The organism is Scardovia inopinata JCM 12537 (assembly GCF_001042695.1).
Classification (GTDB): domain Bacteria; phylum Actinomycetota; class Actinomycetes; order Actinomycetales; family Bifidobacteriaceae; genus Scardovia; species Scardovia inopinata.
Window position 1 is genome coordinate 1,524,496 of record NZ_AP012334.1, and the last position, 24,881, is coordinate 1,549,376.

At 47.2% G+C, this 24,881-nt stretch carries 35 protein-coding genes, 1 pseudogene and 2 riboswitches; of the genes and pseudogenes, 22 read left to right on the forward strand and 14 right to left on the reverse strand.

The window, feature by feature from the left end; all coding sequences use genetic code 11:
• Nucleotides 1-221: 221 nt before the first annotated feature.
• Together SCIP_RS08500 and SCIP_RS08200 are read left to right on the forward strand one after the other, a co-directional pair.
• Nucleotides 222-329 (forward strand): transposase, encoded by a 108-nt coding sequence (locus SCIP_RS08500; protein WP_407695027.1) that lies wholly within the window; start codon nt 222-224, stop codon nt 327-329.
• Nucleotides 330-881, forward strand: coding sequence for a hypothetical protein (locus tag SCIP_RS08200; protein ID WP_040591284.1), 552 nt, complete (start codon nt 330-332; stop codon nt 879-881). It abuts the gene before it with no gap.
• A 69-nt stretch (nt 882-950) separates the two neighbouring features.
• On the opposite strand, the gene SCIP_RS06240 is transcribed toward SCIP_RS08200, so the two are convergent.
• A complete protein-coding gene (locus tag SCIP_RS06240) occupies nt 951-2,282 on the reverse strand; it encodes an FAD-dependent oxidoreductase (protein WP_006293552.1) in 1,332 nt (443 codons plus the stop codon).
• 171 nt (nt 2,283-2,453) lie between these two features.
• Between SCIP_RS06240 and SCIP_RS08345 the strand changes: the two genes are divergently transcribed.
• From SCIP_RS08345 to SCIP_RS08505, 6 genes are all read left to right on the forward strand, one after another.
• Nucleotides 2,454-2,579: a recombinase family protein gene (locus SCIP_RS08345; protein WP_219851403.1), complete on the forward strand. Its 126-nt coding sequence runs from the start codon at nt 2,454-2,456 to the stop codon at nt 2,577-2,579.
• A gap of 38 nt (nt 2,580-2,617) precedes the next feature.
• Nucleotides 2,618-2,824: a transposase gene (locus SCIP_RS08350; RefSeq protein WP_048349281.1), complete on the forward strand. Its 207-nt coding sequence runs from the start codon at nt 2,618-2,620 to the stop codon at nt 2,822-2,824.
• Nucleotides 2,821-3,291 (forward strand): IS5 family transposase, encoded by a 471-nt coding sequence (locus SCIP_RS06250; protein WP_040591282.1) that lies wholly within the window; start codon nt 2,821-2,823, stop codon nt 3,289-3,291. The genes SCIP_RS08350 and SCIP_RS06250 overlap by 4 nt, the downstream gene beginning before the upstream one ends.
• A 92-nt stretch (nt 3,292-3,383) precedes the next feature.
• The gene (locus SCIP_RS07975; protein ID WP_006293551.1) at nt 3,384-3,887 is read left to right on the forward strand and encodes a DUF3991 domain-containing protein; all 504 of its coding nucleotides are present in this window, start codon (nt 3,384-3,386) and stop codon (nt 3,885-3,887) included.
• Complete coding sequence (locus SCIP_RS06255) at nt 3,884-4,861, forward strand: LtrC-like protein (protein WP_115672848.1); 978 nt, start codon at nt 3,884-3,886, stop codon at nt 4,859-4,861. The genes SCIP_RS07975 and SCIP_RS06255 overlap by 4 nt, the downstream gene beginning before the upstream one ends.
• Before the next feature lie 316 nt (nt 4,862-5,177).
• A complete protein-coding gene (locus SCIP_RS08505; protein ID WP_006293544.1) occupies nt 5,178-5,315 on the forward strand; it encodes a putative holin-like toxin in 138 nt (45 codons plus the stop codon).
• Nucleotides 5,316-5,469: 154 nt separating this feature from the next.
• On the opposite strand, the gene SCIP_RS06265 is transcribed toward SCIP_RS08505, so the two are convergent.
• Genes SCIP_RS06265 through SCIP_RS06275 form a run of 4 tightly spaced genes read right to left on the reverse strand, consistent with a single transcriptional unit; the run spans nt 5,470 to nt 6,906 of the window.
• Nucleotides 5,470-5,859 carry a hypothetical protein gene (locus SCIP_RS06265; protein WP_006293542.1) on the reverse strand — a complete coding sequence of 130 codons (390 nt, stop codon included), beginning with the start codon at nt 5,857-5,859 and terminating at the stop codon, nt 5,470-5,472.
• Between the two features lie 2 nt (nt 5,860-5,861).
• The gene (locus SCIP_RS08100) at nt 5,862-6,005 is read right to left on the reverse strand and encodes a hypothetical protein (protein ID WP_006293541.1); all 144 of its coding nucleotides are present in this window, start codon (nt 6,003-6,005) and stop codon (nt 5,862-5,864) included.
• Nucleotides 5,998-6,447, reverse strand: coding sequence for a hypothetical protein (locus SCIP_RS06270; protein WP_040591280.1), 450 nt, complete (start codon nt 6,445-6,447; stop codon nt 5,998-6,000). The genes SCIP_RS08100 and SCIP_RS06270 overlap by 8 nt, the downstream gene beginning before the upstream one ends.
• A gap of 12 nt (nt 6,448-6,459) precedes the next feature.
• Nucleotides 6,460-6,906: a hypothetical protein gene (locus SCIP_RS06275; protein ID WP_006293539.1), complete on the reverse strand. Its 447-nt coding sequence runs from the start codon at nt 6,904-6,906 to the stop codon at nt 6,460-6,462.
• Nucleotides 6,907-7,626: 720 nt separating this feature from the next.
• Between SCIP_RS06275 and SCIP_RS08205 the strand changes: the two genes are divergently transcribed.
• Nucleotides 7,627-8,025: a hypothetical protein gene (locus SCIP_RS08205; protein WP_196792713.1), complete on the forward strand. Its 399-nt coding sequence runs from the start codon at nt 7,627-7,629 to the stop codon at nt 8,023-8,025.
• Here SCIP_RS08205 and SCIP_RS06285 read toward each other — a convergent pair.
• Nucleotides 8,022-8,378 (reverse strand): transposase, encoded by a 357-nt coding sequence (locus SCIP_RS06285; protein WP_048349282.1) that lies wholly within the window; start codon nt 8,376-8,378, stop codon nt 8,022-8,024. The genes SCIP_RS08205 and SCIP_RS06285 overlap by 4 nt on opposite strands.
• Here SCIP_RS06285 and SCIP_RS08210 point away from each other — a divergent pair.
• Both SCIP_RS08210 and SCIP_RS08510 read left to right on the forward strand, forming a co-directional pair.
• Nucleotides 8,366-8,908: a DDE-type integrase/transposase/recombinase gene (locus tag SCIP_RS08210; RefSeq protein ID WP_196792712.1), complete on the forward strand. Its 543-nt coding sequence runs from the start codon at nt 8,366-8,368 to the stop codon at nt 8,906-8,908. The two genes, SCIP_RS06285 and SCIP_RS08210, sit on opposite strands and share 13 nt — an antisense overlap.
• Before the next feature lie 12 nt (nt 8,909-8,920).
• A complete protein-coding gene (locus tag SCIP_RS08510) occupies nt 8,921-9,079 on the forward strand; it encodes an IS3 family transposase (protein ID WP_196792715.1) in 159 nt (52 codons plus the stop codon).
• A 130-nt stretch (nt 9,080-9,209) separates the two neighbouring features.
• Here SCIP_RS08510 and SCIP_RS06295 read toward each other — a convergent pair whose 3' ends face one another.
• Nucleotides 9,210-9,608, reverse strand: coding sequence for a winged helix-turn-helix transcriptional regulator (locus SCIP_RS06295; protein WP_219851382.1), 399 nt, complete (start codon nt 9,606-9,608; stop codon nt 9,210-9,212).
• 91 nt (nt 9,609-9,699) lie between these two features.
• On the opposite strand from SCIP_RS06295, the gene SCIP_RS06300 reads away from it, so the two are divergent.
• The 3 genes and pseudogenes from SCIP_RS06300 to SCIP_RS06310 all read left to right on the forward strand — a co-directional run.
• Complete coding sequence (locus tag SCIP_RS06300; protein WP_006293537.1) at nt 9,700-10,722, forward strand: zinc-binding alcohol dehydrogenase family protein; 1,023 nt, start codon at nt 9,700-9,702, stop codon at nt 10,720-10,722.
• Nucleotides 10,723-10,914: 192 nt separating this feature from the next.
• A complete protein-coding gene (locus SCIP_RS06305; protein ID WP_006293536.1) occupies nt 10,915-12,159 on the forward strand; it encodes an ISL3 family transposase in 1,245 nt (414 codons plus the stop codon).
• A 67-nt stretch (nt 12,160-12,226) separates the two neighbouring features.
• Nucleotides 12,227-12,691, forward strand: a pseudogene (locus tag SCIP_RS06310) (DUF711 family protein); the annotation flags it as partial.
• A gap of 176 nt (nt 12,692-12,867) precedes the next feature.
• On the opposite strand, the gene SCIP_RS06315 reads toward SCIP_RS06310, so the two are convergent.
• Complete coding sequence (locus tag SCIP_RS06315; protein ID WP_171821040.1) at nt 12,868-13,800, reverse strand: helix-turn-helix transcriptional regulator; 933 nt, start codon at nt 13,798-13,800, stop codon at nt 12,868-12,870.
• A gap of 80 nt (nt 13,801-13,880) precedes the next feature.
• On the opposite strand from SCIP_RS06315, the gene SCIP_RS06320 reads away from it, so the two are divergent.
• Nucleotides 13,881-14,273, forward strand: a complete 393-nt coding sequence (locus SCIP_RS06320; protein WP_006293533.1) for a hypothetical protein — start codon at nt 13,881-13,883, stop codon at nt 14,271-14,273.
• Nucleotides 14,274-14,639: 366 nt separating this feature from the next.
• Here SCIP_RS06320 and SCIP_RS08105 read toward each other — a convergent pair whose 3' ends face one another.
• The gene (locus SCIP_RS08105; RefSeq protein ID WP_196792710.1) at nt 14,640-15,122 is read right to left on the reverse strand and encodes a hypothetical protein; all 483 of its coding nucleotides are present in this window, start codon (nt 15,120-15,122) and stop codon (nt 14,640-14,642) included.
• A gap of 144 nt (nt 15,123-15,266) precedes the next feature.
• On the opposite strand from SCIP_RS08105, the gene SCIP_RS08220 reads away from it, so the two are divergent.
• Nucleotides 15,267-15,434 carry a hypothetical protein gene (locus SCIP_RS08220; RefSeq protein WP_006293530.1) on the forward strand — a complete coding sequence of 56 codons (168 nt, stop codon included), beginning with the start codon at nt 15,267-15,269 and terminating at the stop codon, nt 15,432-15,434.
• A complete protein-coding gene (locus SCIP_RS06335) occupies nt 15,368-16,318 on the forward strand; it encodes an IS30 family transposase (protein WP_048349283.1) in 951 nt (316 codons plus the stop codon). Before SCIP_RS08220 ends, SCIP_RS06335 begins: the two co-directional genes overlap by 67 nt.
• A 28-nt stretch (nt 16,319-16,346) precedes the next feature.
• On the opposite strand, the gene SCIP_RS06340 is transcribed toward SCIP_RS06335, so the two are convergent.
• From SCIP_RS06340 to SCIP_RS06350, 3 genes are read right to left on the reverse strand one after another with little or no spacing between them, the layout of a single operon-like run.
• Complete coding sequence (locus tag SCIP_RS06340) at nt 16,347-17,000, reverse strand: energy-coupling factor transporter transmembrane component T family protein (protein WP_006293527.1); 654 nt, start codon at nt 16,998-17,000, stop codon at nt 16,347-16,349.
• Nucleotides 17,001-18,386, reverse strand: coding sequence for an ABC transporter ATP-binding protein (locus SCIP_RS06345; protein ID WP_006293526.1), 1,386 nt, complete (start codon nt 18,384-18,386; stop codon nt 17,001-17,003).
• A complete protein-coding gene (locus SCIP_RS06350) occupies nt 18,386-18,964 on the reverse strand; it encodes an ECF transporter S component (RefSeq protein WP_006293525.1) in 579 nt (192 codons plus the stop codon). Before SCIP_RS06350 ends, SCIP_RS06345 begins: the two co-directional genes overlap by 1 nt.
• Before the next feature lie 89 nt (nt 18,965-19,053).
• Nucleotides 19,054-19,143, reverse strand: a riboswitch (TPP riboswitch).
• 257 nt (nt 19,144-19,400) lie between these two features.
• Here SCIP_RS06350 and hemH point away from each other — a divergent pair.
• The 5 genes from hemH (at nt 19,401) to SCIP_RS06375 (ending at nt 23,706) form a co-directional block, all read left to right on the forward strand.
• On the forward strand, nt 19,401-20,417 hold the full coding sequence (hemH, locus tag SCIP_RS06355; protein ID WP_006293524.1) for a ferrochelatase: 1,017 nt from the start codon (nt 19,401-19,403) through the stop codon (nt 20,415-20,417).
• 159 nt (nt 20,418-20,576) lie between these two features.
• A riboswitch (TPP riboswitch) is annotated at nt 20,577-20,685 on the forward strand.
• A gap of 80 nt (nt 20,686-20,765) precedes the next feature.
• The gene (gene thiM, locus SCIP_RS06360; RefSeq protein WP_006293523.1) at nt 20,766-21,554 is read left to right on the forward strand and encodes a hydroxyethylthiazole kinase; all 789 of its coding nucleotides are present in this window, start codon (nt 20,766-20,768) and stop codon (nt 21,552-21,554) included.
• Nucleotides 21,555-21,556: 2 nt separating this feature from the next.
• The gene (gene thiD, locus SCIP_RS06365; protein ID WP_006293522.1) at nt 21,557-22,354 is read left to right on the forward strand and encodes a bifunctional hydroxymethylpyrimidine kinase/phosphomethylpyrimidine kinase; all 798 of its coding nucleotides are present in this window, start codon (nt 21,557-21,559) and stop codon (nt 22,352-22,354) included.
• Between the two features lie 9 nt (nt 22,355-22,363).
• Nucleotides 22,364-23,005: a thiamine phosphate synthase gene (thiE, locus tag SCIP_RS06370; RefSeq protein WP_006293521.1), complete on the forward strand. Its 642-nt coding sequence runs from the start codon at nt 22,364-22,366 to the stop codon at nt 23,003-23,005.
• 20 nt (nt 23,006-23,025) lie between these two features.
• Nucleotides 23,026-23,706 (forward strand): TenA family protein, encoded by a 681-nt coding sequence (locus SCIP_RS06375; RefSeq protein ID WP_006293520.1) that lies wholly within the window; start codon nt 23,026-23,028, stop codon nt 23,704-23,706.
• A gap of 48 nt (nt 23,707-23,754) precedes the next feature.
• On the opposite strand, the gene SCIP_RS08225 is transcribed toward SCIP_RS06375, so the two are convergent.
• Both SCIP_RS08225 and SCIP_RS08230 read right to left on the reverse strand, forming a co-directional pair.
• Nucleotides 23,755-24,366 carry an MFS transporter gene (locus SCIP_RS08225; RefSeq protein ID WP_196792709.1) on the reverse strand — a complete coding sequence of 204 codons (612 nt, stop codon included), beginning with the start codon at nt 24,364-24,366 and terminating at the stop codon, nt 23,755-23,757.
• Nucleotides 24,357-24,794 (reverse strand): MFS transporter, encoded by a 438-nt coding sequence (locus tag SCIP_RS08230; protein ID WP_258190539.1) that lies wholly within the window; start codon nt 24,792-24,794, stop codon nt 24,357-24,359. The genes SCIP_RS08225 and SCIP_RS08230 overlap by 10 nt, the downstream gene beginning before the upstream one ends.
• Between the last annotated feature and the right edge of the window lie 87 nt (nt 24,795-24,881).

A 24,881-nucleotide genomic window follows, 5' to 3' on the forward strand; every position in this document is an offset into this window, starting at 1 on the left:
TTGGACAATTTGAACCCCGACCAACTGCTTCAATACCCCAGAAAGGATATACAAATAAATGTACAATCATTATAACATCAATCAAACGACTTTGAGTATCGCAATCGACTATCTGCCTGAAGAAAATCATCCTGCTAGGTACATTAATTAATTAGTTGAACAGCTGAAATTGGAATACCGATATGAATTCGGTCGGCCTCACGAATACGATATGGGGGGCGATGTTTAAGTTGATCCTCTTAGCTTATAGTTATGGAATCTTTAGTAGTCGGAAAATTGAACGCTTTGCGCGCGAAAACAAAGCCGCTGGGTGGCTGTTAGATGGCTAAGTGCCGTCTTATCGAACAATTTGTCGTTTTAGAATTTCAGATCAGATTCAAGATATTACTCAAAGTGGTATCACTCAATTGACGCATTTCTTAAAATCGGTCGGCCTTGTGGATGAGGCTACTTTCATTGATGGTACGAAGATTCTGGCTGATGCTAATAAATATAGTTTTGTCTGGAAGAAGAATACGATTCGTTTTGATCAGTTAAATCGAGAAAAACTAGTCGCTTTATTAGGTGAGTTGCGCGAGGCGCAACTTTTAGATGAAATTCCTAGCGGATCGGATCTTCAACCAGAAAGGCTGATTTTCCTATCACCATCAGTCCCAGGTTTCACCAACCAGGAAATTGCTGGCTACTATACCAGCGAAATCCTACGTAATTATGAACAAGTAGCTAAAGAAACAGCTACTAAATACCAGGAAGAATTCTTGGATTTAACTGCTAAAATGGAAGAGCTAGGGGATTTTTCATCCTACACTATTGATGATGGCCAGCACTATAGCGAGCAAGGGATTAAATGGCTGGCTAACCAGCTGGTAAAGGCAATCTAATAGGAAAGAAAATAGGCGATAAAAAACTGACTTACTCAAGTTATGAGATAAGTCAGTTTTTTTTAGTTTTTAGAATTTGAATAAGTCATTAAGAGCTTCTGTCATAGTTGGGTGAGCATAAATTTGGTCACGCAAGTCTTCAGCCTTTAAGTGGTGCTGCATTGCTAAAGTAATGACATTGATAGTTTCGTAAGCTTCTTCAGCGTAAATAGTAGCACCTAAGATTTCGTGGGTTTCTGGGTCAATCAAAGCCTTGTATGAGCCTCTTGGGTTGCCGATGACTTGGGCCTTTGGCACACCAGCTGCAGGCATTGTTAAGACCTTGTAAGCTTTACCTTGGGCCTTTAACTCGCTTTCAGTTAGTCCAGCTGAAGAAATTGCTGGCTTAATGAAGATTGAGTTAGCAAAAACTGGACGATTCTTCTTAGTCCTAGTCTTGTCACCAAAGAGTTGATTGTCCATAATCCGCCAGTCATCAAGCGAAATGTAGGTAAATTGCAAGCTACCGGCAACATCACCCATAGCGTAGATATTAGGAACACTGGTTTCAAGCTTGTCGTTAACGACAATTTCGCCTCTTTGGCCAACTTCAAGACTGGTTTTTTCTAGGTGAAGGGCAGCAGTGGCTGGGTGCCGGCCAACTGACACAAGCATCGCATCTGCTTGCAAGTCCTTAACACCATCTTCGGTTTTAACGGTTAAGTTAAGACCAGCTTCAGTTTCTTCAACCTTGGTCAAAGAAGACTTAAGCATGAAGGTAACGCCATCTGCTTCCATATCAGCCTTAGCTGCTTGAGCAATTTCTGGTTCAAACCGGCCCAAGATACTTGGCATTGGTTCAATTACAGTTACTTTACTGCCAAAGCCAGCATACATTGAAGCAAATTCAAGTCCGATTGGTCCACCACCTAAAATAACCAGATTCTTAGCAAGTTCTTTTTTAGCAAGCATTTCAGTTGAAGTAAATATCTTATCGTCAATCTTTAGGCCATCAATATTTGGTACATTACTTTCGGCACCAGTATTAATGAAAAGACGGTCGAATGTTAATTCTTCTGTACCTGATTCATCAGTTACCTTGATTATCTTATCATCAATAAATTCAGCACTTGCATCAAGCACAGTTGCCAAGTCTTGGTCTGCTACCTTGTGGTAGTTCTTGTTGCGTAGTTTTGCTGTCATAGCTTCCTTAATTTCGAAAGCTTCTTCATACTTAACTCCTCTTTGAGAGTTAATTACCAAGTTCTTAGTTGGCAAACATGCGATGTTGATACATGTTCCGCCGTACATCATTGGATCTTTTTCAATCAAAAGCACTTCTTCACCATGACTTGTCAGGCTCCCTGCCAAAGTCTTACCAGCTTTACCAAAACCAATAATAATATTCTTAAAATGTCTCATACTTAGACTCCTAATCCAAATTCTCGCTACTTATTTTTTATCAGTAACATATTTCTTTTACAAAATAGCACGATAGATGTCAGCTGTCTACAATTTCGCTTATAAAAAGTAACTTCCTGTTTTTAATTCAAGACAAACCGTGGATTTTACCCACACCCACAAGCCTTTACGATTTTTAGTGCGTTTGCGCAGTTTAAACGTGATATGATCGTTACCCGAACACAAGAAGGCAAGGCATATGCTAAACGAAACGACCCACACTTTAGAGCCTGTTTAGTGTCTTTGCAGACTAGCTAAATTTCAGGTATGCTTTGTATAAAAAATGGAGTTAGCTCATGCAAACTTTTACTCATCACTATGGTAGCGATATTACGCGTGACCTTCCGAGTGATTTTCCGAAGTGGCAAACCGTTTATTATTACTGGGTACTTTGGACAAAACAAGACACCCCAATGAAGATGACCCTATTAACTAGGGTTTTAAAAAAACTGTCGCTTCCCTACGATTCAACCAAGGTCGGTCAACAAGAACCTCGTTCTTGATATTAGATGCTCAAAGTGTTAAAAACACCGACACAGCAAAATATTCCGGTTATGATGGCGGCAAAAAAATTAAAGGCATCAAGCGAACATTAGCCGTCGATAATCAAGGGTTTCCCCAGGAAATTCACGTCACTACGGGTGACGTATCTGATCGTGACGCGGCGAGTACGCTATTGATGTTACATGCAGATCAATTTAACCTTGTCCAGCAGATCATGGTTGACGGCGGCTATACAGGAGATAAGTTTGCCAGCTTAGTTGGCAATAGCATTGGAGCAGATGTCATCATTGCCAAGCAAAGTGATTTAAAGCATGGTCATGTAACCCCACAACGGTGGGTGATCGAGCGAAGCTTTGGCTGGTTAGAAAAGTGCCGTCGCCTCTGGAAAAACTGTGAACGCAAGCTTCACACCAGCGCAATGATGGTTACGTTAGCTTTTCTTCGCTTCATGCTCAAAAGACACTAAACAGGCTCTTAGTTGATATTGCGCGTAGTGCTGGCATTGATCTCAAGGAGGATTCACGTGATTACTACTGCGGTGTCGATCACGATTCCTTAGTGATTGATACAAAAAAGAATCTATGGAAATGGAACTCCCAGAATTTAGGTGGTGGTACGATTGAATTCGCCACCACCTTTTTAGATCAGAAAGGTTTCTATCAGGCTGTCAAGTTTCTCAACGCTGGTCACTACGATGAAACAAAGATTCAAACTGCGCCGAAGGCAGCCTATCATAACTATTTGAAACGAGCTGATAGTTTTGATCGAGCACGGGACTACCTCACCATCGCCAGAGGGATTAATCCTCATATGGTTGACCGCTTGTACCAAAAAGGACTCATTTTTCAGGACTCACAAAACAATCTGATCTTTCAATGGGCACGCAACGGTAAAGCAGTTGGTGCTAGTATTCAAGGTACCGAAATTGATTTTAAAAAATACGGTAAACGCGGCACGCAAAAAAAGATTGCCGCTAATTCGCAATCAGATTTTGGCTTCAATTTTAGTTTGGGAAAACCTCAAGATCTGTATATGTCTTTGAGTCACCGATTGATGCGTTGAGTTACTGGACACAACACCCGCAGCTGACTAATTGCATGATTGCCTCAGTTGATGGTACCGAAGTTGAAAGTGTCGTGAATATGGCGGTCAATATGTATAAAACAAAAGGACAATTGCCAGCCACTATTTATGTCGGTTCCGACAATGACCCAGCTGGTCATCAGCTTTATGACAAACTGCAAGACTCCATCTTAGCGAATACCGAGGCTGAGGTGACCACCTTTAAGCCGCTCTTTCCACAGGATAATGCGATCACCCAGACGACTTACCAAGGCTTGAAACAAGCTGCGGATCAAGCGGGCATTGACTGGCGTGAGTTGGCAGCAGCAGTTAAAGCAACAACCAATCTTTCAACGAACTTCCAGCAAGCTTTTCCGCTGCCACAAGCCGTTGCCAAAAACAGCGTACTGATCGATCCCAACCCTGGAAAAACTAACTTTAATTCAGATGAGGCTTTACTAACCGCGGCAAAGTTCATCAAAGCTAACCGCACCAGTGATAACGAGCCTGATTGGGACGCCATTACAAAGAAACTAAATCCTGGTATTGAGGATCATGACCTCGAACATTTAGCTACCAAGTCTTCTTACTACAACACACGTTACCAAGCTGATAATGGCATTTTGCCGGTGACTAAAATTGCTAAAGATTGGAATGAGCTAGCCAAGTTAGCTCAACAGCAAGAACCGATCAATCAGCAGTTAGAAAAGACCTATCGTCGTCAGGATGGAAAAACTGCCAAACTAATTGCCAACGGCCAAGATCAATTCTCGCTCGTTGATCGTCAGCAGCCAGATAAAGTAGTTGGGTTCTTTGAAGCTAACGATCCTCAACAGTGCGCCTATTTGATTAAGCAGTACGGGTACAACGCTGTAGACAAAGAAGATGAGCAGAAGTATCAACAAACTCAGCCGGTTAAGCCGCAACAGCAGCATAAAAAGCAACGTGCAGCAGGACTAGAGCAAAGTATGTAATGCCCTACCTGCTGGGTTTCAGTCGAGCTGGCGACGAGAACGGCTGGGTTTTGCCGTTCCGTTGCATTATGTTGCCGAGATCGGATCTAATCCTCGCGGCAGGCAGAGGCCCGAAGCGCGTGGGCGGGGCAGGCGCCCCACGCTTCTCGGCCTTGGCCGAAGCGGCTTTTTCTGTAACGCAAAAGCGGCTATATCCCTTGTGGCTCTAGGAATATAGCCGTTTATGTGCTATAATATTATTAGCAGAAAAGTTAATGACGGTTGGTAAATCCAATCACAAAGAGGTGGTCGCCTATGAAAGACGTTCAAAATCCAAGTGAAAGGAGGTGCCTGTTTGTCCGTTGCTGAGGCAATCACGCTGATGTTAGCATTTGGCAGTTTCGTACTGTCACTTGTGAACACCTTTGTGACCCTTGTAAAAGCAATGCAAGACAATCAAAAAGACCGTCATTAAACTTCTTGGCTGGAGTTAACGGTCTTTAGATTGAAATTCTATGCCAGCCGTCTTTAACGGCTCTGCTAGGGGAGTACTCTTACGGGGGTACTCCCTGTTTGTATTCTCATTATAACAGAAAAAGCACAATCTGACTAGACTATGCTTGCACTCTTTAAGCCTTGATAGCACCTTCAAAGGCATTCTTGATGTCTGGATTGAGTAGTGGTGCTTGGTTCCCAGTAACGTTGCTAGTAATCATCTGCAGGGTGCTTAACTCCTGCGCACTGGCTTTGTCAGGCTTAACTCCTAATTCAATACACAAGATAGCAAGTACGAACCACTCTCGATTACCTTTGTTGAATTTAGCAAGTGTTTTGTAGTAGGCATTGACCATATTCACAGCCACGCTGTCAGCCACGACCTCTTCAAGTTGCTTCGTCAGAAGTTTCTTGTAGTGCTTCTTAGGTACCACAGTCTCGTTGTAACAATAAGTCATGTCCTGCATGGTCTGGGCGAGTTTGTCACATGGCTGTTTCACAATTTCGTCGTAGGTAGTTTTCACAGTTAAAGACCTCTTTCGATTTCTTTTTCTTGCCGAATATAGGCATCAACGAGTTCTAACGCGTGACGCAGGCGGTTAAAGGTATCGCTGTCCAGTTCCTCAATGACTTCACTCAATGCCGCTTGTGCTTGTTGTTGGTCAATCATGGGTGTCACCTTCTTCCAGTGGAACAACTTCACAATTCGGGTTGAGCCATTTAGCAAATTCTTTTGCGGCGGCCTCGGTTTCAAATCGTTTCGCCTGTGTTTCGTCCCGAACGTAAGCCACCTCATCAAACTCATCGTCATCGTAGCTAGCATGGTGAACAGCTTGCGCGTAAAGTAAGCCAAGTTTGACGCCCCATTCAATTTTTGGAAATCCAAACCCAGCGGCCACAACGTCTGGTTCCTCATTCATATCCCCGGGTTCAACGATGACGCTATCGACTAATGCACTTTCTGGCAATTCTGGGTTTTGACTCAAAATAAAGTTTGTTGCGAGCCGTTGTAGATCTTTGTCCTTTGCGTCTTCGCTGGCATACACCATAATGAAGTGTGGTTGATATTCGATTTCGTCAATGCTGACCTGATACATTTTCCCTTTTTTCATTAGTTATTCCTCCTATTTGATAACTACTACGCTGACGTGTTCGTCCATAAACCGTTGCGCAGATTGATTGATAAGCTGATATTTTGCAAAGGTGCGCGTCTCTGGCGTGAGCTTCGCTAGTAACTTGTCAGATACAACCGCCGTCAGCTTGCTATCGCCTAGCATAAGCGCTGTTACTAATAGCTTTGTTGCTTCATGGGCTTGCGTAGAAGCAAACAGGAAGTCTTCTGTGACGTAATACGGGGTTTCGCACCCATTGGCATAAAAAGCAAGCCGCTGATTGCCAAGACGGTCACGTTCAATTTGACTAGTGAGTTCACTCTTGCGAGCAATTTCTTGAATAAAACCAAGTAGGCCACTACTCAACTTATCGTGCGTTCGTTGTCCGTTTGGCCAACTCTCAAAAACACCCTCCTCATCGTCTTCAATCATTGGCAGATAAAATGGTAATTTTTTCATGGTTGTCACCCTTTCTACCGGCGGTTTTTTGAAGCCGCCTTTGATGTAACAGCCACACCAGCCACAGCAGAAAACGCAAGGGTGAGCGTAGCGAAAGTGGCAAAAATTTGTGGAACGGTCTTTGCGGAACAAAATCTTGTCCGGCCCTTGTTTTTTCTGCTAGAGCCGCTTAGGAACTTGTTCCTTAGCGGCTTTGTTGCTGGTTGAATGCGGAATCAAAGCAAGGCAAAAACCGGCAGTAGAAAGGCACCTGCGGGCATGCCCGCGTGGCGGCACGCCACAAGCTTTATGTACAAGTCTTGAGTATGCAATGTGCTATCCTGCAAGCTAGAATTGGCGAGTTTAGGTACAATCTGGACTTGCCAGTTACCTATCCTGAGACGACAAGACGTTGCCAGGGCGTGCGGGTCGGCTTAGGGCCCGCCGCCCCTACGCAAACTAAGCCTTACTGAGCGTTATTTGCTCAGCAAGGCCTCCACTATGAATCAGAAAGGGATCCCATATGAAATTAACAACGAAATGGCTTTTAGCCCTCAGTACAGTATTAGCAATTAGCATCAGTGGTTGTTCAGCAGTTGGAAACTCGAATGCCAGTCAGTCGAACAAAACTAAATCTGCGACTTCCTCTGCTATGTCAGCAAGCACACTGAAACCGCGCAGACCAACAGCGATCTTGCCAACTTACCGTTTGATCTGGCAAAGTACCCGCAAAACTACACAATGGTTAATCAGAACGTCCCAATTTTTGAAAATAGTTTTAAGCAAACGGTAGCAGCCGCACAAAAAGCGAAAACCACACGCGCTCAAACTTATTTTGACGGTTTGGATGATCTGGGAAGGACGCAAAGCGTATCTGCCATTGTGACCTACAGTATGATGCACAGTCATGCAAGCTCTGAGCGCAAGCGACCAGCCTTTCCTAAAACGACAAAGATTTCCGGTGAGTACGCTGATGGCGTGTATAACAAGAACCTGCAACAATGGTTTGGGCGTAGCAACAACAATCGCATTGTCCAGCTCAACGGTTACCGTGGATACCTATATAATAAAAGCCACCTGTTAGCGTGGTCGCTAAGTGGCGATATGCAGACACATAATGTGATCTTAGAACCTGTCTAGTATCTTCTGAGAACCAGCGCTAAATAAGCTAGCACAACTATTTGGAGGCTTGAATTGAGCTTGCGCTCGCAGTTTTTCCATAGCCGCCGGCACTTATCTAGCAAGCTCCATGAGCGTTCGATGATCCATCGTTGTGGCAATACCTTGAACGTATGAAGCTCATTGCGCTTAGCCACTATTGTATTAGCACCCAAAATAAGTCTCACTTGATCCGAAAAGTCTGGTCCAATATAACCACCATCAACCATGACACGCTGAACTGATTCGAGCGTTTGATTCGATAAACTGAACATAGCAAGAGCGCCTTCGCGATCTGATACGTTGGCAAGAATGATATGGGTTGCCGCAGGCAATCCATATCATTCTTGCCTACATCAACGCGGAGACGCAATACTACGTGGGTCAAGGCCGAGTTCGCCGAATCATGCGGTTGGCAGGTATCCGCGCCTCCATTCGTGTGGCAAAGCGTGACCGTCAAGAGGAGAAGAAGGAGTTTCTCCTCGTCAATAAGCTCTACACCGTCAACCTGGGTCACGCTTTCCACCCAGTCGCTCCTAACGTAGTCTGGGTGACCGACTGCTCAGAGATCACCTACGGCAAGGACAACAAACAGAGGCTACGGCTAAGCGCCGTAAAGGATCTTCATGACCACAGCGTGATTGCTTGGTGCGTAGCACCGCCAGAGACGGTTGATTTGGCTACTAAAACAATGAAACTGGCCATCGTGAATAATGACGGTATCAAGCCTGATACCGTACACAGTGATCAGGGAACGGCTTACACAAGTAGCACCTACAACACGTTCCTGGCGGGCGAAGGTATCACGCACAGCATGTCACGACCCGGGACACCAGGCGATAACAGCCCTATGGAGAGCTTGTAGAGTCACCTCAAGATCGAGAGATTTGCCTTTGAGCACTGTTTATCGGAACTAGAAATGATGAAGCGTATTGAGGCGGCAATAAACTGGTATAACAGCGAACGCCGTCAAGAAACACTAAACGGCATGACCCCGATGACATACCGGAATCATGCCGTAAAGGAAACTGCATAGGCACTTTAATTATTTCACCTGTCTACTTGACGCGGACCAGCGCCAATATAGGGTCACCACTTTCCTTTTGACAAAGTGGTGTTGAAATTGACATGCCGTGGATTTTTTTCGCCATAAAGGTTATTCTTAATTAAGCTAATGCTTTTCGCCGCACTTTATATGCTTCACCCCAAGCTGCCATAGCCTGAATGACAGGTGCTAGGGTCTGGCCTAGTGCGGTTAATTGGTATTCTGTAGCCCGTCCGTCTGCATAACCAGCTCTCTTGACGATAATATTATCGGCCTCGAGTTGCGCCAACTGTAATGCCAGCATGCGCTCGGTAATAGATGGAATGGCTTTGTTGAGTGTACTGAACCGAGTCGCATCGCCTTGAAAAAGATGATAGAGAATGACGCTCTTCCATTTACCGGCAATCACGTCAACCGTATTTTGGACGGGACAGCCTGCAGCACAATCGTAAATTTCTCGTGACATCAATAGGACTTCCCTTAAAAACACATTTGCTGATGCAGAAGCTGACTTCCACATCGTTTTCACTTACAATTTATTCACTTACTATGATAGTGCCTTCCAGTTAACATACAAGGTGAAGCTTAAGTCATTGAAAGGAAGTCTCGTCATGAAAGCAATTGGATTCACCCAGCATTTGCCGATTACTGATGAACATAGTCTTGAAAATATAACGTTACCGACACCAACACCTGAGGGCCATGATCTTTTGATTAACGTTCATGCCGTCTCAGTCAATCCTGTCGATACCGGTACGCGCGGCGCTGGTCATGGTCGCTTAGCTCATCCAAAAGTGATCGGCTGGGACGCAGTCGGAACCGTTGCCGGTATTGGTCGCGATGTCACCCGCTTTAAGATTGGTGATCGCGTCTTTTACGCTGGCAGTTACAAGCGGTCTGGCAGTGATGCTGAATATCAGCTAGTTGATGAACGCATTGTCGGGCATGCCCCGGCATCTTTAAGTGATCCGCAAGCCGCCGCAATGCCATTAACCAGTTTAACCGCTTGGGAAGCTTTATTCGAAAAGTTGCACATACCACTGCATGATCGAGCCACGGACGCTGAGCACACCATTCTAATCATCAATGGCTCCGGCGGGGTCGGTTCAGTCGCGACGCAGCTTGCACATTGGGCCGGCCTGCAGGTACTCGCCACTGCTTCACGGCCTGATTCGCAAAAATGGATCAAAGACCACGGTACCGATTTCGTTCTCAATCATCGGCAGCCATTGCCACCACAGTTAAAAGCGGCTGGTTTCAAAAACGTCGATTATATTTTAAATCTCTCCCATCTTGATGACCATTGGAACGAGATCGCGGAGATGATTCGTCCTGATGGCTGGGTTGCTGCGATTACCGAAAATCGGCGCGGCATTGACTTGCAGAAACTAACTAAAAAACGAGCGACGTTCGCCTGGGAATGGATGTTTTCTAAGTCTTGGTATGGTTATGACCTTGCCTCACAAGGTCACATTCTCGACCAGGTGGCTAAGCTGCTTGATGATGGTACTATTCAATGCACGCTAACCAAAACCCTGCAGCCATTGAATGCTGAAAATCTGCGACAAGCCCACGCATTGGTTGAGTCAGGACATATGATTGGTAAAGTCGTGGTTGATGGGCCTTGGGCTTAATATCGGCAATCAACTGAGCAGTTTTGATAAGGACACACAAGGATACTAAAAATGGGTCTACACTTTCTGGTGTTGAGAAATAATCAACACTGAACGTGTAGGCTCTTTTTGGATAACGCAAAAAGATACCTACTCAGTGTCCATGCTATGCTTGTTAGCGTCGAAACCAAAAGCAAGCGAGGTTATGAGTAAATGTCCCAATACGATCCTACACTGTCCGTCCTTGGAATACCAGACCATCATATCAAAGTTGCCTTTGTTCGTCATGAATATCGCGGCAACGGGGTACGTCGCCGCCAGTATCATGTGATTGATGCCGAGCTGACTTACCGGTTAACCCGGTGCCCACTGTGTGGCTTTGAGGCCTTGCACCCTAACGGGTTTTACACAGCCCACGTGCGCATCCTCAACGGGATTGAAATACCGACAGTCATTGACTTGCACAAGCAACGATGGCGCTGTCATAACTGTTACCACACAGTCAGTGCCAAGACGCCACTCGTGCAACCCAACCACACGATCGTCGCTCACATGACAGAGCGAATCATGAAGTTAGCGCATGAACGGTTGCCAGTCAAAACCATCGCCCGTATTATCGGGATCTCAGCTTCCTCGGTTCAACGGATCATTGACCAAAATCTAAAATTCCGACCGGCTCGCCGGCTACCCACGCGACTCTGCTTTGATAAGTTCCGTTCCACTCATGGCATGATGTCGTTTATCTGTCTTGATGCCGATTCACATCGTCTGATTGCCTTGCTTGGTGATCGATTCAACCGCACGATTAAAAACTTCTTCATCGCTCATTATTCACTCGCTGAACGCACTCGGGTCCAGACGGTCACCATGGACATGAACGCAGCTTATCAGACGATTATTCATGAGGTTTTCCCCAAGGCCCAAATCGTCATTGATCGGTTCCATATCATTCAACTTGCGGCTCGTGCCCTTGATCAGGTACGCGTCCAAGCGCTCAAACAGCTTGATGACAAGCACAGCCGTCCTTATAAGATCATGAAGACAAACTGGCGGCTTTTTCATCAAACTGCGCCTGACGCTAAACACAAACAGTTCCTGTTTGGTTTGAATGAATACGTCACGCAACAGGAGGCCATCGATATCGCACTTGATACTGAGCCCAAGCTCAAGCAAACCTACGAGACCTACTTAGCGCTTCATGATGCCTTGATGGTGAAGAAACATCCCGCAGAACTGGCAAACCTGTTAGCTACTTACGAGCCAAACGGTACGGCAATTGACATGACGATCGCGACGCTTAAGCGACACAAAGTCGCTGTTCTCACCGCTGTCACCAGCCCTTATTCCAACGGTCCGATCGAAGGCGTTAACCGCCTCATCAAGTCACTCAAACGATCCTGTTTTGGCTTCAAGAATCAGCTGAACTTCTTCAAACGAATCTACCAAATCACGGCATAACATGACAAAGACGGCTAGAACCGCCTCAAATGACAAATTTATTCTTCAACACCAGTTGACGCAGAGCCAAAAAATTTACGACAAGATCACGACTAAGGCCCAGGATCTGGTCAAGATCGGGCGCCAGATCGAAGCCGAATTTGGCCTGCCAATCGTTAACAAGCGGGTCACCGTTACACCGATCGCTTTAATTGCCGCCGCGAGTGGCGATGCCGATTACGTTAAGTACGCTAAGACCCTCGACCGGGCCGCGCACGCTGTGGGGATCGACTTTATCGGCGGTTTCTCGGCCCTTACCCAAAAAGGCTACCAGAGCGGCGATCGCGTTTTAATTAACTCCCTTCCCCAAGCCCTGGCCGAAACCGAGTTGGTCTGCGCCTCGGTCAACGTTGGTTCCACCCGCAGCGGAATTAACATGGACGCCGTCGAGGGTAACCCCTTTATGGCCGGGGGCTTCCACGGGGTCAGCGAACCAGACGTCGTCATCAACGCCGGGGTTTCCGGTCCCGGGGTCGTTAAGGCGGCCTTGGAGAAGAGCCACTTTTTCTCTCAGGCTCTTGTTGTATTCCCAAATGCTAGAAAGAAAACGTGGCAAATAACCGCCAAGCCTGCCTAGTGTCTAAGCCGTCTGAAGAACGGTGCGTACCCTACCAACCGCTCACCCTAGCTTAGTCAGACGACCTGCCGAGAAAGTTATTTTCCACCCACTTAATCGGCATACTGATTCAGCAGGGTGCGCAATTTTTTTAAATAACCGTCAATTAGCGGTTGGGGCTCTAGAAGCTTGGCGTGGTCGCTAAAGGTTAAGAGGTAGTCGACGACGTAATCGAAGGTCCGCTCGTTATAATAGCCAGTCAAGTAGTAGCGGCCGGCGTTTTCTTCCAGTCGCATGCTGGGGTAATTACTCCGCAAGAAGTGGTCCCGACCATGCTCTGTTAGCAACGCCTTGAACTTGACCCCACCCTCGCCGTGATTAAAGAGCTTAATTTTTGCTTGGAGCTCTTGTTTGGTTAGCGCTAGGGGCGAGGCTAGCTCTTGGCAACTAGTTAGGCAGTCGCACCGGTAGTTCCAGCAAGTTTGACTGGTCGGGTTCCAGCTAGCCACCAACCAATATCCGTCCCGGTAAAGAAGCTGATAGGGCTGGATGGTCAGAGCCTGACCGTTAAAGGTGACGCTGGCTAAGTGATTGTGCGAGATAATCGTCAATAGGTTCCGCAAGTACGGGTTGTGTTTGACCGCGGGGACGGTGTAGTAGGTGACCGCATCTTCTAGCCGCCGAACCCCCGCTTGGTGATTAGGGGTTAAATTCATGAGGAGCTTGGCCCTAATTTGTTTAAAAGGTTCGTTAAAGGGCGTTTCGCTCATCATTGACATCGCTTTGAGGGCGAAGAAGATGGCGTGGATTTCATCAGGGTTAAAGTGGACCTTCGTTAACAACCCCTCTTGAATTAGGTGGTAGCCGCCAGCCGGACCAGGCGTTGAATAAAGGGCGAGACCTGACTGTTCTAGGCTTTCAATGTCGCGGAGGGCAGTCCGCTTAGAGATTTTGAAGGTGGTCATTAGGTCGCTTAAGTGAAAGGAGTGCTTATCGCTGAGGTAAATCAATTCTTGGTTGAGGCGGGCGGATTTTTGCAAGTTCATTTCCCCTTTTTGCAATGGTGACAAGATCTGACACCATTATACGATAAAATAAGTACATCAAAAAGAATGGAGGTATTTTAATGCTTGAAAAAAGTACCACCCTTACCAAGGGCTTATTAGAAATCATGCCAGATCCGCAGCCAGTCACCATCGTCTCCGTCGAAGGTAATCCGGCGCACGTCGTTAACACCTGGAGCGACTCCGTTCAGGTTATTGATGACCAAACCTTCTTAATTCCGGCCGCCGGGATGCGGTCAATTGAAGCCGACGTCCAGAAAAAGTCCAGTCCGTTAACGATCGCCTTTGGCTCCAAGAAGTTTGCAGGAACCGATGGGATGGGGCGGGGCTACCATGTCCACGCAACCGGGGAGTTCTTAGCCAGCGGTGAATACTTTGACCAGATGAAGGCTAACTTCCCTTGGCTGCGGGAAGTCCTGGTCGTGCACGTAACCGACGTAGAACAAAAGATCTGACCATAAATAACTAAAGAGGCTGGGATAAACACAGTTTTCTCCCAGCCTCTTGTTGTATTCCCGAATGTTGGACAGAAAACGTGGTAAATAACCGCAGTCCTAGTGCCTAAGCAGGCTGAAGAACAGTGCGTTCCGCACTAACCGTTCGCCCTAGCTTAGTCATACGACCTGCCGAGAAGGTTATTTCCCACTCTCTTGCTGTGTTCACGAATGTTAGGCAGATAACGTGCTCCCAACCACGGACCTTGTGGCTAAGTCTGGCCACAGAACACCGCCGAGGGCGTTAACCTGTCCCCTATCCTTAGCCCTACGGCCCGTCGAGGAGGTTAGACCGCACTCACTTTGAAAACGTGGTTACTTCCGTGGCTATTCCCTCGTAATCCCGTGTTTGGTTGAGGCCAAGTACTGATCCCAGACCCGTTGGATGGTTACCCGGCCGTTGGTGGCGGCGACGGTGAAATCCCAAGTTGCCATCAACTCATCAATCAGGGCGTTGCGCTGGTCAACCGAAAGCCCCCTGACGGCTCCGAAGCGTTCCTGGGCCCGCTCGGTCAGCCAATACATCATCCCGCTACGGCGAATCGTCCGGTAGCTCATTAGCTCCTGATTGCCGTAGAAATCAGCCGCTAGCTGGCGCAGCTTATGGTTAATCGCCCACCGCTTGATCGTTTGGTTTTGTACCCGCCGGCAGCCGTGAATTAAATAGCAGCCGACCTTATCCTCGTTTTCCCCCACGAGTTGCTTTAGCAGTTCCTCTTCCCGGTCGGACAAGCGCAAGCTCCGGACGCCGTGGCGGGTCGTAATCCGCAGGCGGTGGTCGCCCAAGTCGCGGTTTTGAATGTAGCGCAAGCCGTAGTCAATTGTGTCGCCGACCTCCGCCCCCTTAAAATCAACAGAGCTATAATTTGGGGCAAGATCGAGCCGTGCTTACCCTCAGTCAGGCAAACCGTCGACAGTTTGGGCGAGACCAGGTTCTCATAGGAGGTGAAGAAAATGTCGTTGGACTGGGCGGTTTTCTTGAGGGCCGTTCAAAGAGTTGCCAGTGATTTTTCACCCGGCAGTGGGTATGGAGGCGGCAAAAGTCACAAAAGTCAATCAAATTATCCTGGTGGCGCCTTATATCTGATTATTGGCGCTCGGGGGTTAAAGCCTATCGAGTAGCGAAGCTACTCCATCGTAGTGGAGAAACAATTTACCGAGTTTACCGCTATTTGAACTGCGGTAACACCATTACTCAATACTATGAGCAGTACAAAGTAAATAAGTCTCACAACGGCAGACAGCCTGCGACTCTACCTTCAAATCAAGTTAAATATATTCGACAAAAGGTGGGGTTAGGCTGGACTCCTGACACAATTATTGGTCGTGGTGAAGTTAATATTGACTGTTCTATGCGGACTCTTTATCGAATGTTTAAACGTGGCCAATTTGATGTTTCAACGCTTCCCATGAAAGGTAAACATCACCCTAATGGTTATGTTGAACATCGTGGTAAAGCCGGCCAATTAGGCCGGAGTATTCATAATCGAAAAACTGATTATCCTAAATTCCGACAGGAATTTGGCCATCTCGAAGGTGATACTATTCAAGGTAGAAATCATCAAGGAGCTGTGACAACTTTGGTGGAACGTCTCTCTAAAGTTGAGATTGTCTTAAACTCTCACTATAAGTCGGCTAATGCTGTAACTAGCACCCTGAGAAAGTGGCTCCAGGGGGTGCCTAGGCACTTGTTTAAGTCCATTACCTTTGATAATGGGAAAGAGTTTGCCAACTGGCGAGCAATAGCCAATGAGTTTGATTTGAATATTTACTTTGCGGATGTCGGTGCTCCTAATCAAAGAGGACTCAATGAGAATAATAATGGTCTTCTGCGTCGCGACGGGTTAAGAAAGTCGTTAGACTTTCGAAGTTTGCCTGATGAATTAATACAAGCCATTGCCAGTCGTCGCAACCACATTCCACGTAAAAGTCTTAACTATCGTACACCACTAGAAGTATTCATGAGTCATATTTCTGACACTCAACAAATTTCTAACTTAATTTGACAATTCGGGTTTAATTATATCGAATCTGCTATGGTAAGGCAAATGTAATAATTTGTATCAAAATAACACTTATTATCAATATTGACCAATCACGAGTCGTTAATGCAATCTGATGAACGCTGGTCCGCGCGCGATCCTCAACGTAGCCGTGTGATTCCATAGCCTGCGCCAGTTGGTCCGACCAGGTGATGTCATGCAGGATTGCCTTGAAATAAAGCGTTGGCGACCACCAAGATAAATAGATGCCCCGCATTTGACCAGCCGCGCGAATCGTTTTAACCGTCATTTTAATCCGAGGAATCAGATTGACGGCCGCCAGCGTTCCATAGGCAAACTTGCTGGGCAGATGCAGATTTTGTTCCAAAGAGCGGGTGAGCTCCAGGGGACTGGTGGTCTGCGTAATAGCCGCGCCGGTAAAAACGTAGACATAGATTCGTGAAAACAGCACCCAGGCATAAAAATAGTCATGACCGGGACTGAACCAGGCAATCGTAATAAATACCGCGACTGCTGGAAATAACGGCATTAAAAACAGCCAGCTAAACAAGCGAGGCCGAATGCGCTTAGTCAAAAGATAGATTATGGCAACGGCGATTAAGACCAGATTAATCGTTAAATGGCGCGTAAACGAGACTTCTAAGGCAATGATCAGCACCAACAACAGTTTAAAACTTGGATTCATTTAAAATTCCTCCCGATAGCTGAGCTGACAGTCTGCCAGTTTTACGTGCCGATCAATCAGCTTTTCTAGCCCCTCCAGCTGGTGGCTGATAATGATCATTGTTTGCGGGTAGACTTTTTGGCTGGCCTTGATCAGATCAACGACATTGTGCAGCGAATGAAGGTCAAGGCCGCTAAAAGGCTCATCCAACAGCAGAACCGGCTGCCCCATCATCAGCATTAAGAGCAGCTGCAGCTTTTTTTGCTGACCGCCAGAAAGCGAGTAGACCACGCGATCCTGCAATTTATTCAAATCAAGCAGCTTTAGTGCCACGGTTAGGTGTTCCTCGTCAAAGTAGGGATTACGGCCCTTTTTAAGACTCAGCGCCAACTCCTCTTTAACCGTTATGCTAAGAAACTGGTCGACGGCATGCTGGAAGACGTAGCCGACCTGTTGAGCATAACGGCGCGGTTTGATTTTTTGACTGTCCTGGTCATTATAGACGATCGTTCCCTGGTAGGCCGCCAAGTGTGTAATAGCCTTAAACAATGAGGATTTCCCGGTTCCCGTGGCGCCAGTCAGCAGCGTCGTCCGATTTTTGAAAAATGAAAAGTCATTTGCCATGATCAGTTTTTGATCCCCATGTTCAATCACTACTTTTTTGAGCGTTAGAATCGGCTGGTCGCTGGCAGTCGGCAGTTTGACATGGTGGACTATGGCGGCCAGCTGATCGGCAGACTGAAGCAGTGCATCACTGGCAGCGGCATCAAGCAATTGGGCACGCTGATTTTCAAAATGAATGATCTGTTTAGCCAAGCCGCGATAGCCATGCAGATCATGATCAGCAACGATAATCGTTTTGTGATACTTTTGCTGCAGTAAGGTCAGCTGCTGAATCAACAAAGTCCGATTATGGTTGTCGATGCTGGCAAATGGCTCGTCCAACAGCAAAATGTCGGTATCCATCGCGACTAAAACGGCCAAGGCGGCCCGCTGCTGCTCACCGCCTGACATCGTAGTCAGCTGGCGGTCGCGCAGATGCTCAATGCCGCAGAATTTTAAGGCATGTTCAATGCGAGCGGGCATCTCTTTAGCAGGCAGCTGCAGGTTTTCCAAAGCAAATTCCAATTCATGCTGCGGCGTATCAAGCGCGAACTGCATACCGGGATCCTGAAACATCATCGCAACGGTTAAATTGTTAGGCAGCTGAATTCTTCCCCTTAGAATCTTGCCGCCATATTTGGGCAATAAGCCGGCTAAAAGGCGCATCAGCGTAGATTTGCCGCTGCCGGAAGCACCATAAAAAAGCGTCCAGGAATCAAGCGGAATTTTCAGCGCAACGTCTTTTAACGTTGGGTGCTTTGGCGTATATGCAAAAGTCAGATTGTCAATTGCCAAATGATTCATTAGTCGTTAAATTCCTCGCGTTTCATGACGTGCGAGCGTTCCAACAGCCGTTCGATCAGCATTACCAAAACGCCGCAGAAGAAGAACATTGAAAGCAGCCGGCCGCTAAAGTAGTAAACGTTTTTGAAGCCAAACTTGTTATAGCCATTGCGGAACCAATCCCAGGCAAAAGTTACGATCGTCGTGGTAATGGTTGTTGAAACGGCCCCTAGCCAGTCGTAGTGTTTGTAGCCGGTAAACGTAAAACCCAGTTCGCTGGCAACCCCTTGGACGGCACCAGAAATCAGATTTGCCGCGCCCCATTGATCACCAATCAAGGCTTCACCAGCGGCGCCTAAAAACTCGCCAAGGAAAGGCGCCCCAGGTTTTTTCAGCATAAATCCTGCCATCGGACCGGCCATGCACCAAAGTCCCATGGTTAGATCGTTACCCATCATTGGCAGTTTGAGCGGCGTAAAGACAATGGTCAGCGCGTTGTACATAAAGGCAGCTGCCCAGTAGATCACCCCAAAAATAATGCCGACCAATGCCAGCAGGATGATGTCGCGCAGATGAAACTTGTTATTTTTTTTGGCCATGAAAGACCCTCCTAATGATTGAAATTTTCAATCACCTGTCCAAAAGAAAACCCACTATGGAAAAGATCCACAGTGGGGCTGATTACGACAGATTATTTACCGTATCTCCCTTCGCTGGAATTATCCAGAGCAGGTTCAATGGGTATTATCTCAGCCGTATGGCACCCCAGACATGAATGATTGATCGTTTTCATCTTACAAAATAACTTGGCATAGTGCAAGCCAGCAGAAATTTTATCGAAGTTTAATTTGAAATAAAAAGAGATTTAAGCGGAGAAATTGATTTGAATCAAGTCGGGTTTAAATTTATTGAGATTCACTGATAATCATTTGATCAGCCTGAACACAATATATAGCATTTAATCCTAAAAATAGCTACTAGATGTCGTGGTAGAATGATCCTATTGAATTTCAAATAAGAGTAAGAGGCAAGACTATGAAAAAAAATCAAAAAGGCATTCTGCTGGTTAATCTTGGAACGCCAAGTGATCCCAGCGTTCCAGCGGTTACCAGATTTCTACGGCGGTTCTTAAGCGATCGGCGGGTCATTCATATGCCGCCATTGATCTGGCAGCCAATTCTAAACATGATGGTGCTGCCCAAACATGCTCCCAAGTCGGCTGCCAATTATGAGCAGCTGTGGTCATCAGAGATTGGCTCACCTTTGCTGCATTATACTCAGCGCCAGGCCCAGCTGCTGCAAAAGCGACTGCCGGATTATACGGTTCGCTATGCCATGAGCTACAGTCAGCCGCTGATTGGTGCGGTCTTAAAAGAATTTGAGTTTCAAGGAATCACCGATTTAACGATCATTCCAATGTATCCGCAGTATTCAACTACAACCACGGCTTCGGTTCAAGATGATGTCGCTCGGTTTTACCAGGATCGCAAAACGGTTCCGGAAATTAGATTCGTCAGTGACTACAGCAGTTTTTGGCCGTATGTCAAAGCATTATCGAATAAACTGCAAAAAGCGGTTGCTAAAATGAATCCAGATGCAATCGTCTTTTCATATCATGGCATTCCGCTCAGTTATCAAAAGGCCGGGGATCCTTACGCCCAGCGCTGCCGGCAAACGACCATGGCGGTAATTGAGCGTTTGGGGCTGCAGGTTCCCTGTTTTCAAGCCTATCAGTCGCGCTTTGGACCGGCAAAGTGGCTGACGCCGGCCACCAAAGATCTTTTGACCGCGCTGCCTAAGCAAGGCTATCGCAAGGTACTGGTCATCGCGCCTAGTTTTACCGCTGACTGTCTGGAGACGATTCAAGAATTGGGCGAGGAGAACCGCGCTGCCTTTTTGGCTGCTGGTGGAAGCGAATATCAATTGCTGCCAGCTTTAAATGATGATGCCGAGTGGGTTGAGGCCTTAGCGCAATTAACGCTTCTAAATGCTGTTATGCCGGCTCAGAACGCAGCTATGGATCTGCCATCAGCTAATCTGCAGACTGAATAGGATCAAAAGGGGCTGTGACATAAGTCCCTAATAATAAGCGGAGTTAGATGAAATCTTCGGATTTCATTTAATTCCGTTTTCCTTTCCCGAATTGTCAAATTAAGTTAGAAATTTGACAATTCGGGATTTTCTGCTATACTAAAAACTAAGTTGAATATTTTTCCGCACTAGGGGAGTCCATGTTCTGGACTGAGACGCGCGCAGCGACGCGTAAACTCTTTGAACCTGTTAAGTCGATGCTTGCGAAGGAAAGTGCTTTTTCTTTTTTAAATTGGAATCAACCAGATCCGCGAGCGTTTTAACGAGTTCGCGGATTTTTTATTTCAGCCAATCAAAGGAGGAATTCATATGAGTCTGATTGCACAGCTGCGCAAGCAAAATCCAGTAGTGCTGACGGTAGCCAACATGGTCACGCCCGCTGACGTTGCCAATGGCTTAAACGTTTTAGGTGCTTCGCCAATCATGTCCAAGGCCCCTGAAGAAGCTGAAGACATGGTTAAGATCGCCCAGGTCGTGACGATTAATCTGGGAACCGTTGAAGCCGCACAAAGAAAAGAAATGCTAGCGGTTATGGACGCCGCGCAGTTTTTAGAGGTCCCAGCCGTTTTTGATCCGGTTGCGTGTGCCGGCAGCGCCTATCGTACCCAGGTCGCCAATGAGCTTTTAAATAAGTATCATTTTGCCTGTATCCGCGGAAACGCCGGCGAGATTGCGGCCTTAGCCGGAATTGACTGGCAAAGCCACGGAATCGACGCGGGATCTGGGGATGGTGATCTGACCGCCATCGCGCAAAAATGTGCCCAAAAATATCAAACCGTCGTTGCAATGACTGGAGCCGTAGATATTATTACTGATGGTCAAAAAGTCATCAAGGTTCCATTTGGCTCGCCGCTGTTTGCCGTTCATGTAGGAACTGGCGACATGCTTTCCAGTATTATCGCGGCCTTTATCGGTTTGGGAGGCAGTGTCTTGGAAGCGGCTGCCACGGCTTGTGAGGTATTTGCCTTAGCCGGCCAGGCCGCTGCTAACAAGACCCAGATGCCAAGCCGCTGGTATGACATGTTTTTGGACAATCTTTACCAAGCTGATGATCAATTGATTGCAGCCTGGCAAACCGAATTACAGAAAGAAGACTAAAGATGATCAACGAATTTCCCCAAACCCTTTCAATTGCCGGCTCTGATTCAGGTGGCGGCGCTGGCATGCAGGCAGATCTAAAAACCATGCAGATGCGGCATGTATTTGCCACGACTGTTTTAGTCGCCATTACGGCACAAAACACGCTGGGCGTTCAAGACGCCATGCCGCTGCCTAAAAAAATCATTGATGAACAGTTTGCCTCTTTAAACGCCGACTTAAAGATTCGCGCCTGCAAAACGGGCATGCTGGCTGATACTGAAACCGTTGAAACCGTCGTTGCCAATCTTGGACAATTCGACTTTGGACCACTAGTAGTTGATCCAGTCATGATTGCCAAAGGCGGCGCACATCTGTTGACCGATGAGGCAATCAGCACGGTCAGGACCAAGCTGCTTCCCCTCGCCGATCTGGTAACGCCCAACCTACCGGAAGCAGAGGCACTGGCTGAAATAACGATCAAAAACAACGCCGATATGAAAAAAGCTGGGCAACAGCTGCAGGCTTTAGGTGCCAAGAACGTCTTAGTTAAGGGCGGTCATTTTAATGATCAAAAACAGGCCAGTGACTTTGTATTGCTGGCTGACGGATCCAGCTTTTGGATGAGCTCGCCTCGGATCGACACCAAACGCACGCATGGTACTGGTGATACGATCTCTGCCTGCATTACCGCCGAGCTGGCTAAGGGCGTATCAATGGAAAACGCGATTCGCATCGGCAAGGCCTACGTGGAAGCCACGATTCGCGACGGCATCCAGGTTGGTCACGGGCATGGTCCTTTGAATCACTGGGCCGTCTAGGAGGGAAGTATGCAATTTAGAGAAGAAATGCTTCACTGCTATCTGGTTGGCGGTACCCAAGACGTCAATCATGATCCAAAACGGTTTCTAAATGACGTATCAATCGCAATGGACAGCGGCATTACCGCCTTTCAGTATCGCGAAAAAGGCACCAGCCAACTCAACCAAGAACGGCGCGTGCAGCTGGGACTGAAGCTGCGCAGACTTGCCGATCAGCATCATATTCCGCTGATCGTTGATGATGACGTTGAATTGGCCCAGGCAATCAATGCTGACGGCATCCACGTTGGTCAAAAGGATCAGCGTGTCGAACAGGTCTTAGCCGCGGTTGGGAACACTATGTTTGTCGGCTATTCATGCAATCAGCCAGCACAGATCAAGCACGCCAACCAATTGCCGGTAGCATATGTCGGCAGTGGACCGATTTTCCCAACCAGCTCCAAAAATGATGCTGATCCAGCGATGGGACTTGAAAAACTGCATGAGCTGGTCACGATAAGCACCCATCCAATCGTGGCCATTGGCGGCATTACCGAAGCCAACATGGCCCAGACGCTTGCTGCCGGAGTCGCTGGTCTTTCAATGATCTCAATGATTCTGCAAAGCGCTGACATTCAAAAAACCGTTCAGCATATCAATTCTTTATACTAGATCAACCAGGTGAAATTTTTATGAACGACTCAAAAACCACTAAATTTTCTGAAAAACTGCATCAAGCAGCTGCACCACTCTGGCAAAAAAGCATTCACCATCCATTTATCACTGAACTGGCCAGCGGTAAACTGCCATTGGCAACCTTTCGCTATTATCTGACGCAGGATACCAAATACCTGACCGCGTTTGAAAAGCTGCACGAAAAAACTGCCGCCCTGCTTCCTCAATCACAGGGCGCGCTGCTCTTAAAGCTGGCCAACGGTTCCGGGGAAGACGTTCAGCGCAGTCCTATGCTGCAACAGCTCAAGCTCAGTCCAGCAGAGATTCAGCAAGCTCCCATCGCTCCTAACAACTACGCTTACATCACCCATATGGAGTATCAGCTGAACGTTGATCCCGCTGCCGCCGTGACCGCTCTTTTACCCTGCTACTGGCTTTATGATGAGATTGCCGACTACTGGAAAGATCAGACCAGTCCCGTTCCCGTCTACCAAGCATTTTTTGACAGCTATCAGACAGTCGGTTTTGATACCAGTACCCAACAGCTGATCGGCTTGGTCAATGAACTGGCCGCCAACAGCAATGAAACCGTCAAACAACAGATGATGACGGCCTTTTTGCGCAGCAGCAGCTATGAGCTGGGCTTTTGGCAAATGGCTTATACTCACCAGACCTGGGCTGACCTGGCTAATAATTAAGCAACAGATATGTAAAACGCTGGATTGCCTCTGACAACCCAGCGTTTTTTAATGTTTTGCAACCGCGCCGTTTAACTCTTTGCGATCTCCCAAATAGATCAAGAAAATGATTGGCACGATGATCAGCATGACCGGGTAAAAAGCTTTAAGCGGCAGATACTGGTCAATCAAGCCTCCTAGAACCGGTCCCAGCGTCATCCCAATGTCAACGCCCAGGAAAAACGTTGAACTGGCCAGTCCCTGTTCTCCTTGTGGCGCCAGCATCAAGGCCGTTGATTGGCAGACTGAGTAGATGATGCCATATCCCATTGCCATGCCAGCGGCCGCCAAAGCCATTTCCCAATTGGTTTTCATAATTGACAGCATGATCAAATAAAAAACATTGGCCAACAAACTGACAATCAGCCATTTACCGAAACGAACCGTGTCGAATTTTGTTCGCAGACAAAGCCGGATTACCAGCAAAACAGCCGCATAGATCATAAAGTACGCGCCCACGGCAACCGTTAAGTGACGCTGCTCAACATAGGTCACGATATCAGCCTGCGTGGCAAAGTAAGGAATCGCAAACAGAGCCGTCATGGCCGCAACTGGCAGCGCGCTTTTTTGAATGATCTTGATTCGGCTAGACCCATTTGAGCGTAATTTCTTTACCGGCACGGAACGATCACCGCAACCAAAAGCGCCGCCGCGGCCGAGATGATAATGGCAGGCCGGTAGCCGATGACATGATACAGATTAATGGAGACTGCCGGTGCAAACGCCATCGCCAGTGCATTCATGATTCCATACAGTCCCATCGCCTCACCAACATGCGACAATGGGACCAAGCTGGCCAGCCAAGTCGTCATGCAGACGGTACACAGAACGTACCCCGTCCCGTTGATCAAGCGAAAAAACAGCAGCAGACCACTGTTAGGTACGAAAATATAGCCAGTCACACCAATAAAACTCAGCAGGCCACCCCAAGAAGCCAGCCGATACTTTGAGATCCGATCCGTCAGATTACCAGCAATTGGTCTGAGAAACATTGCCACCAGACTCATCATCCCCGCGATCACGCCGGCAAACGTGCTGCTGGCTCCCAGCTTTTGCGCATAGCCATTAACGCGGTTTGTAAAATTAAGTTAGAAATTTAAAAAGCCATTTGTGATAGACTTTTGAATATCTGCAAA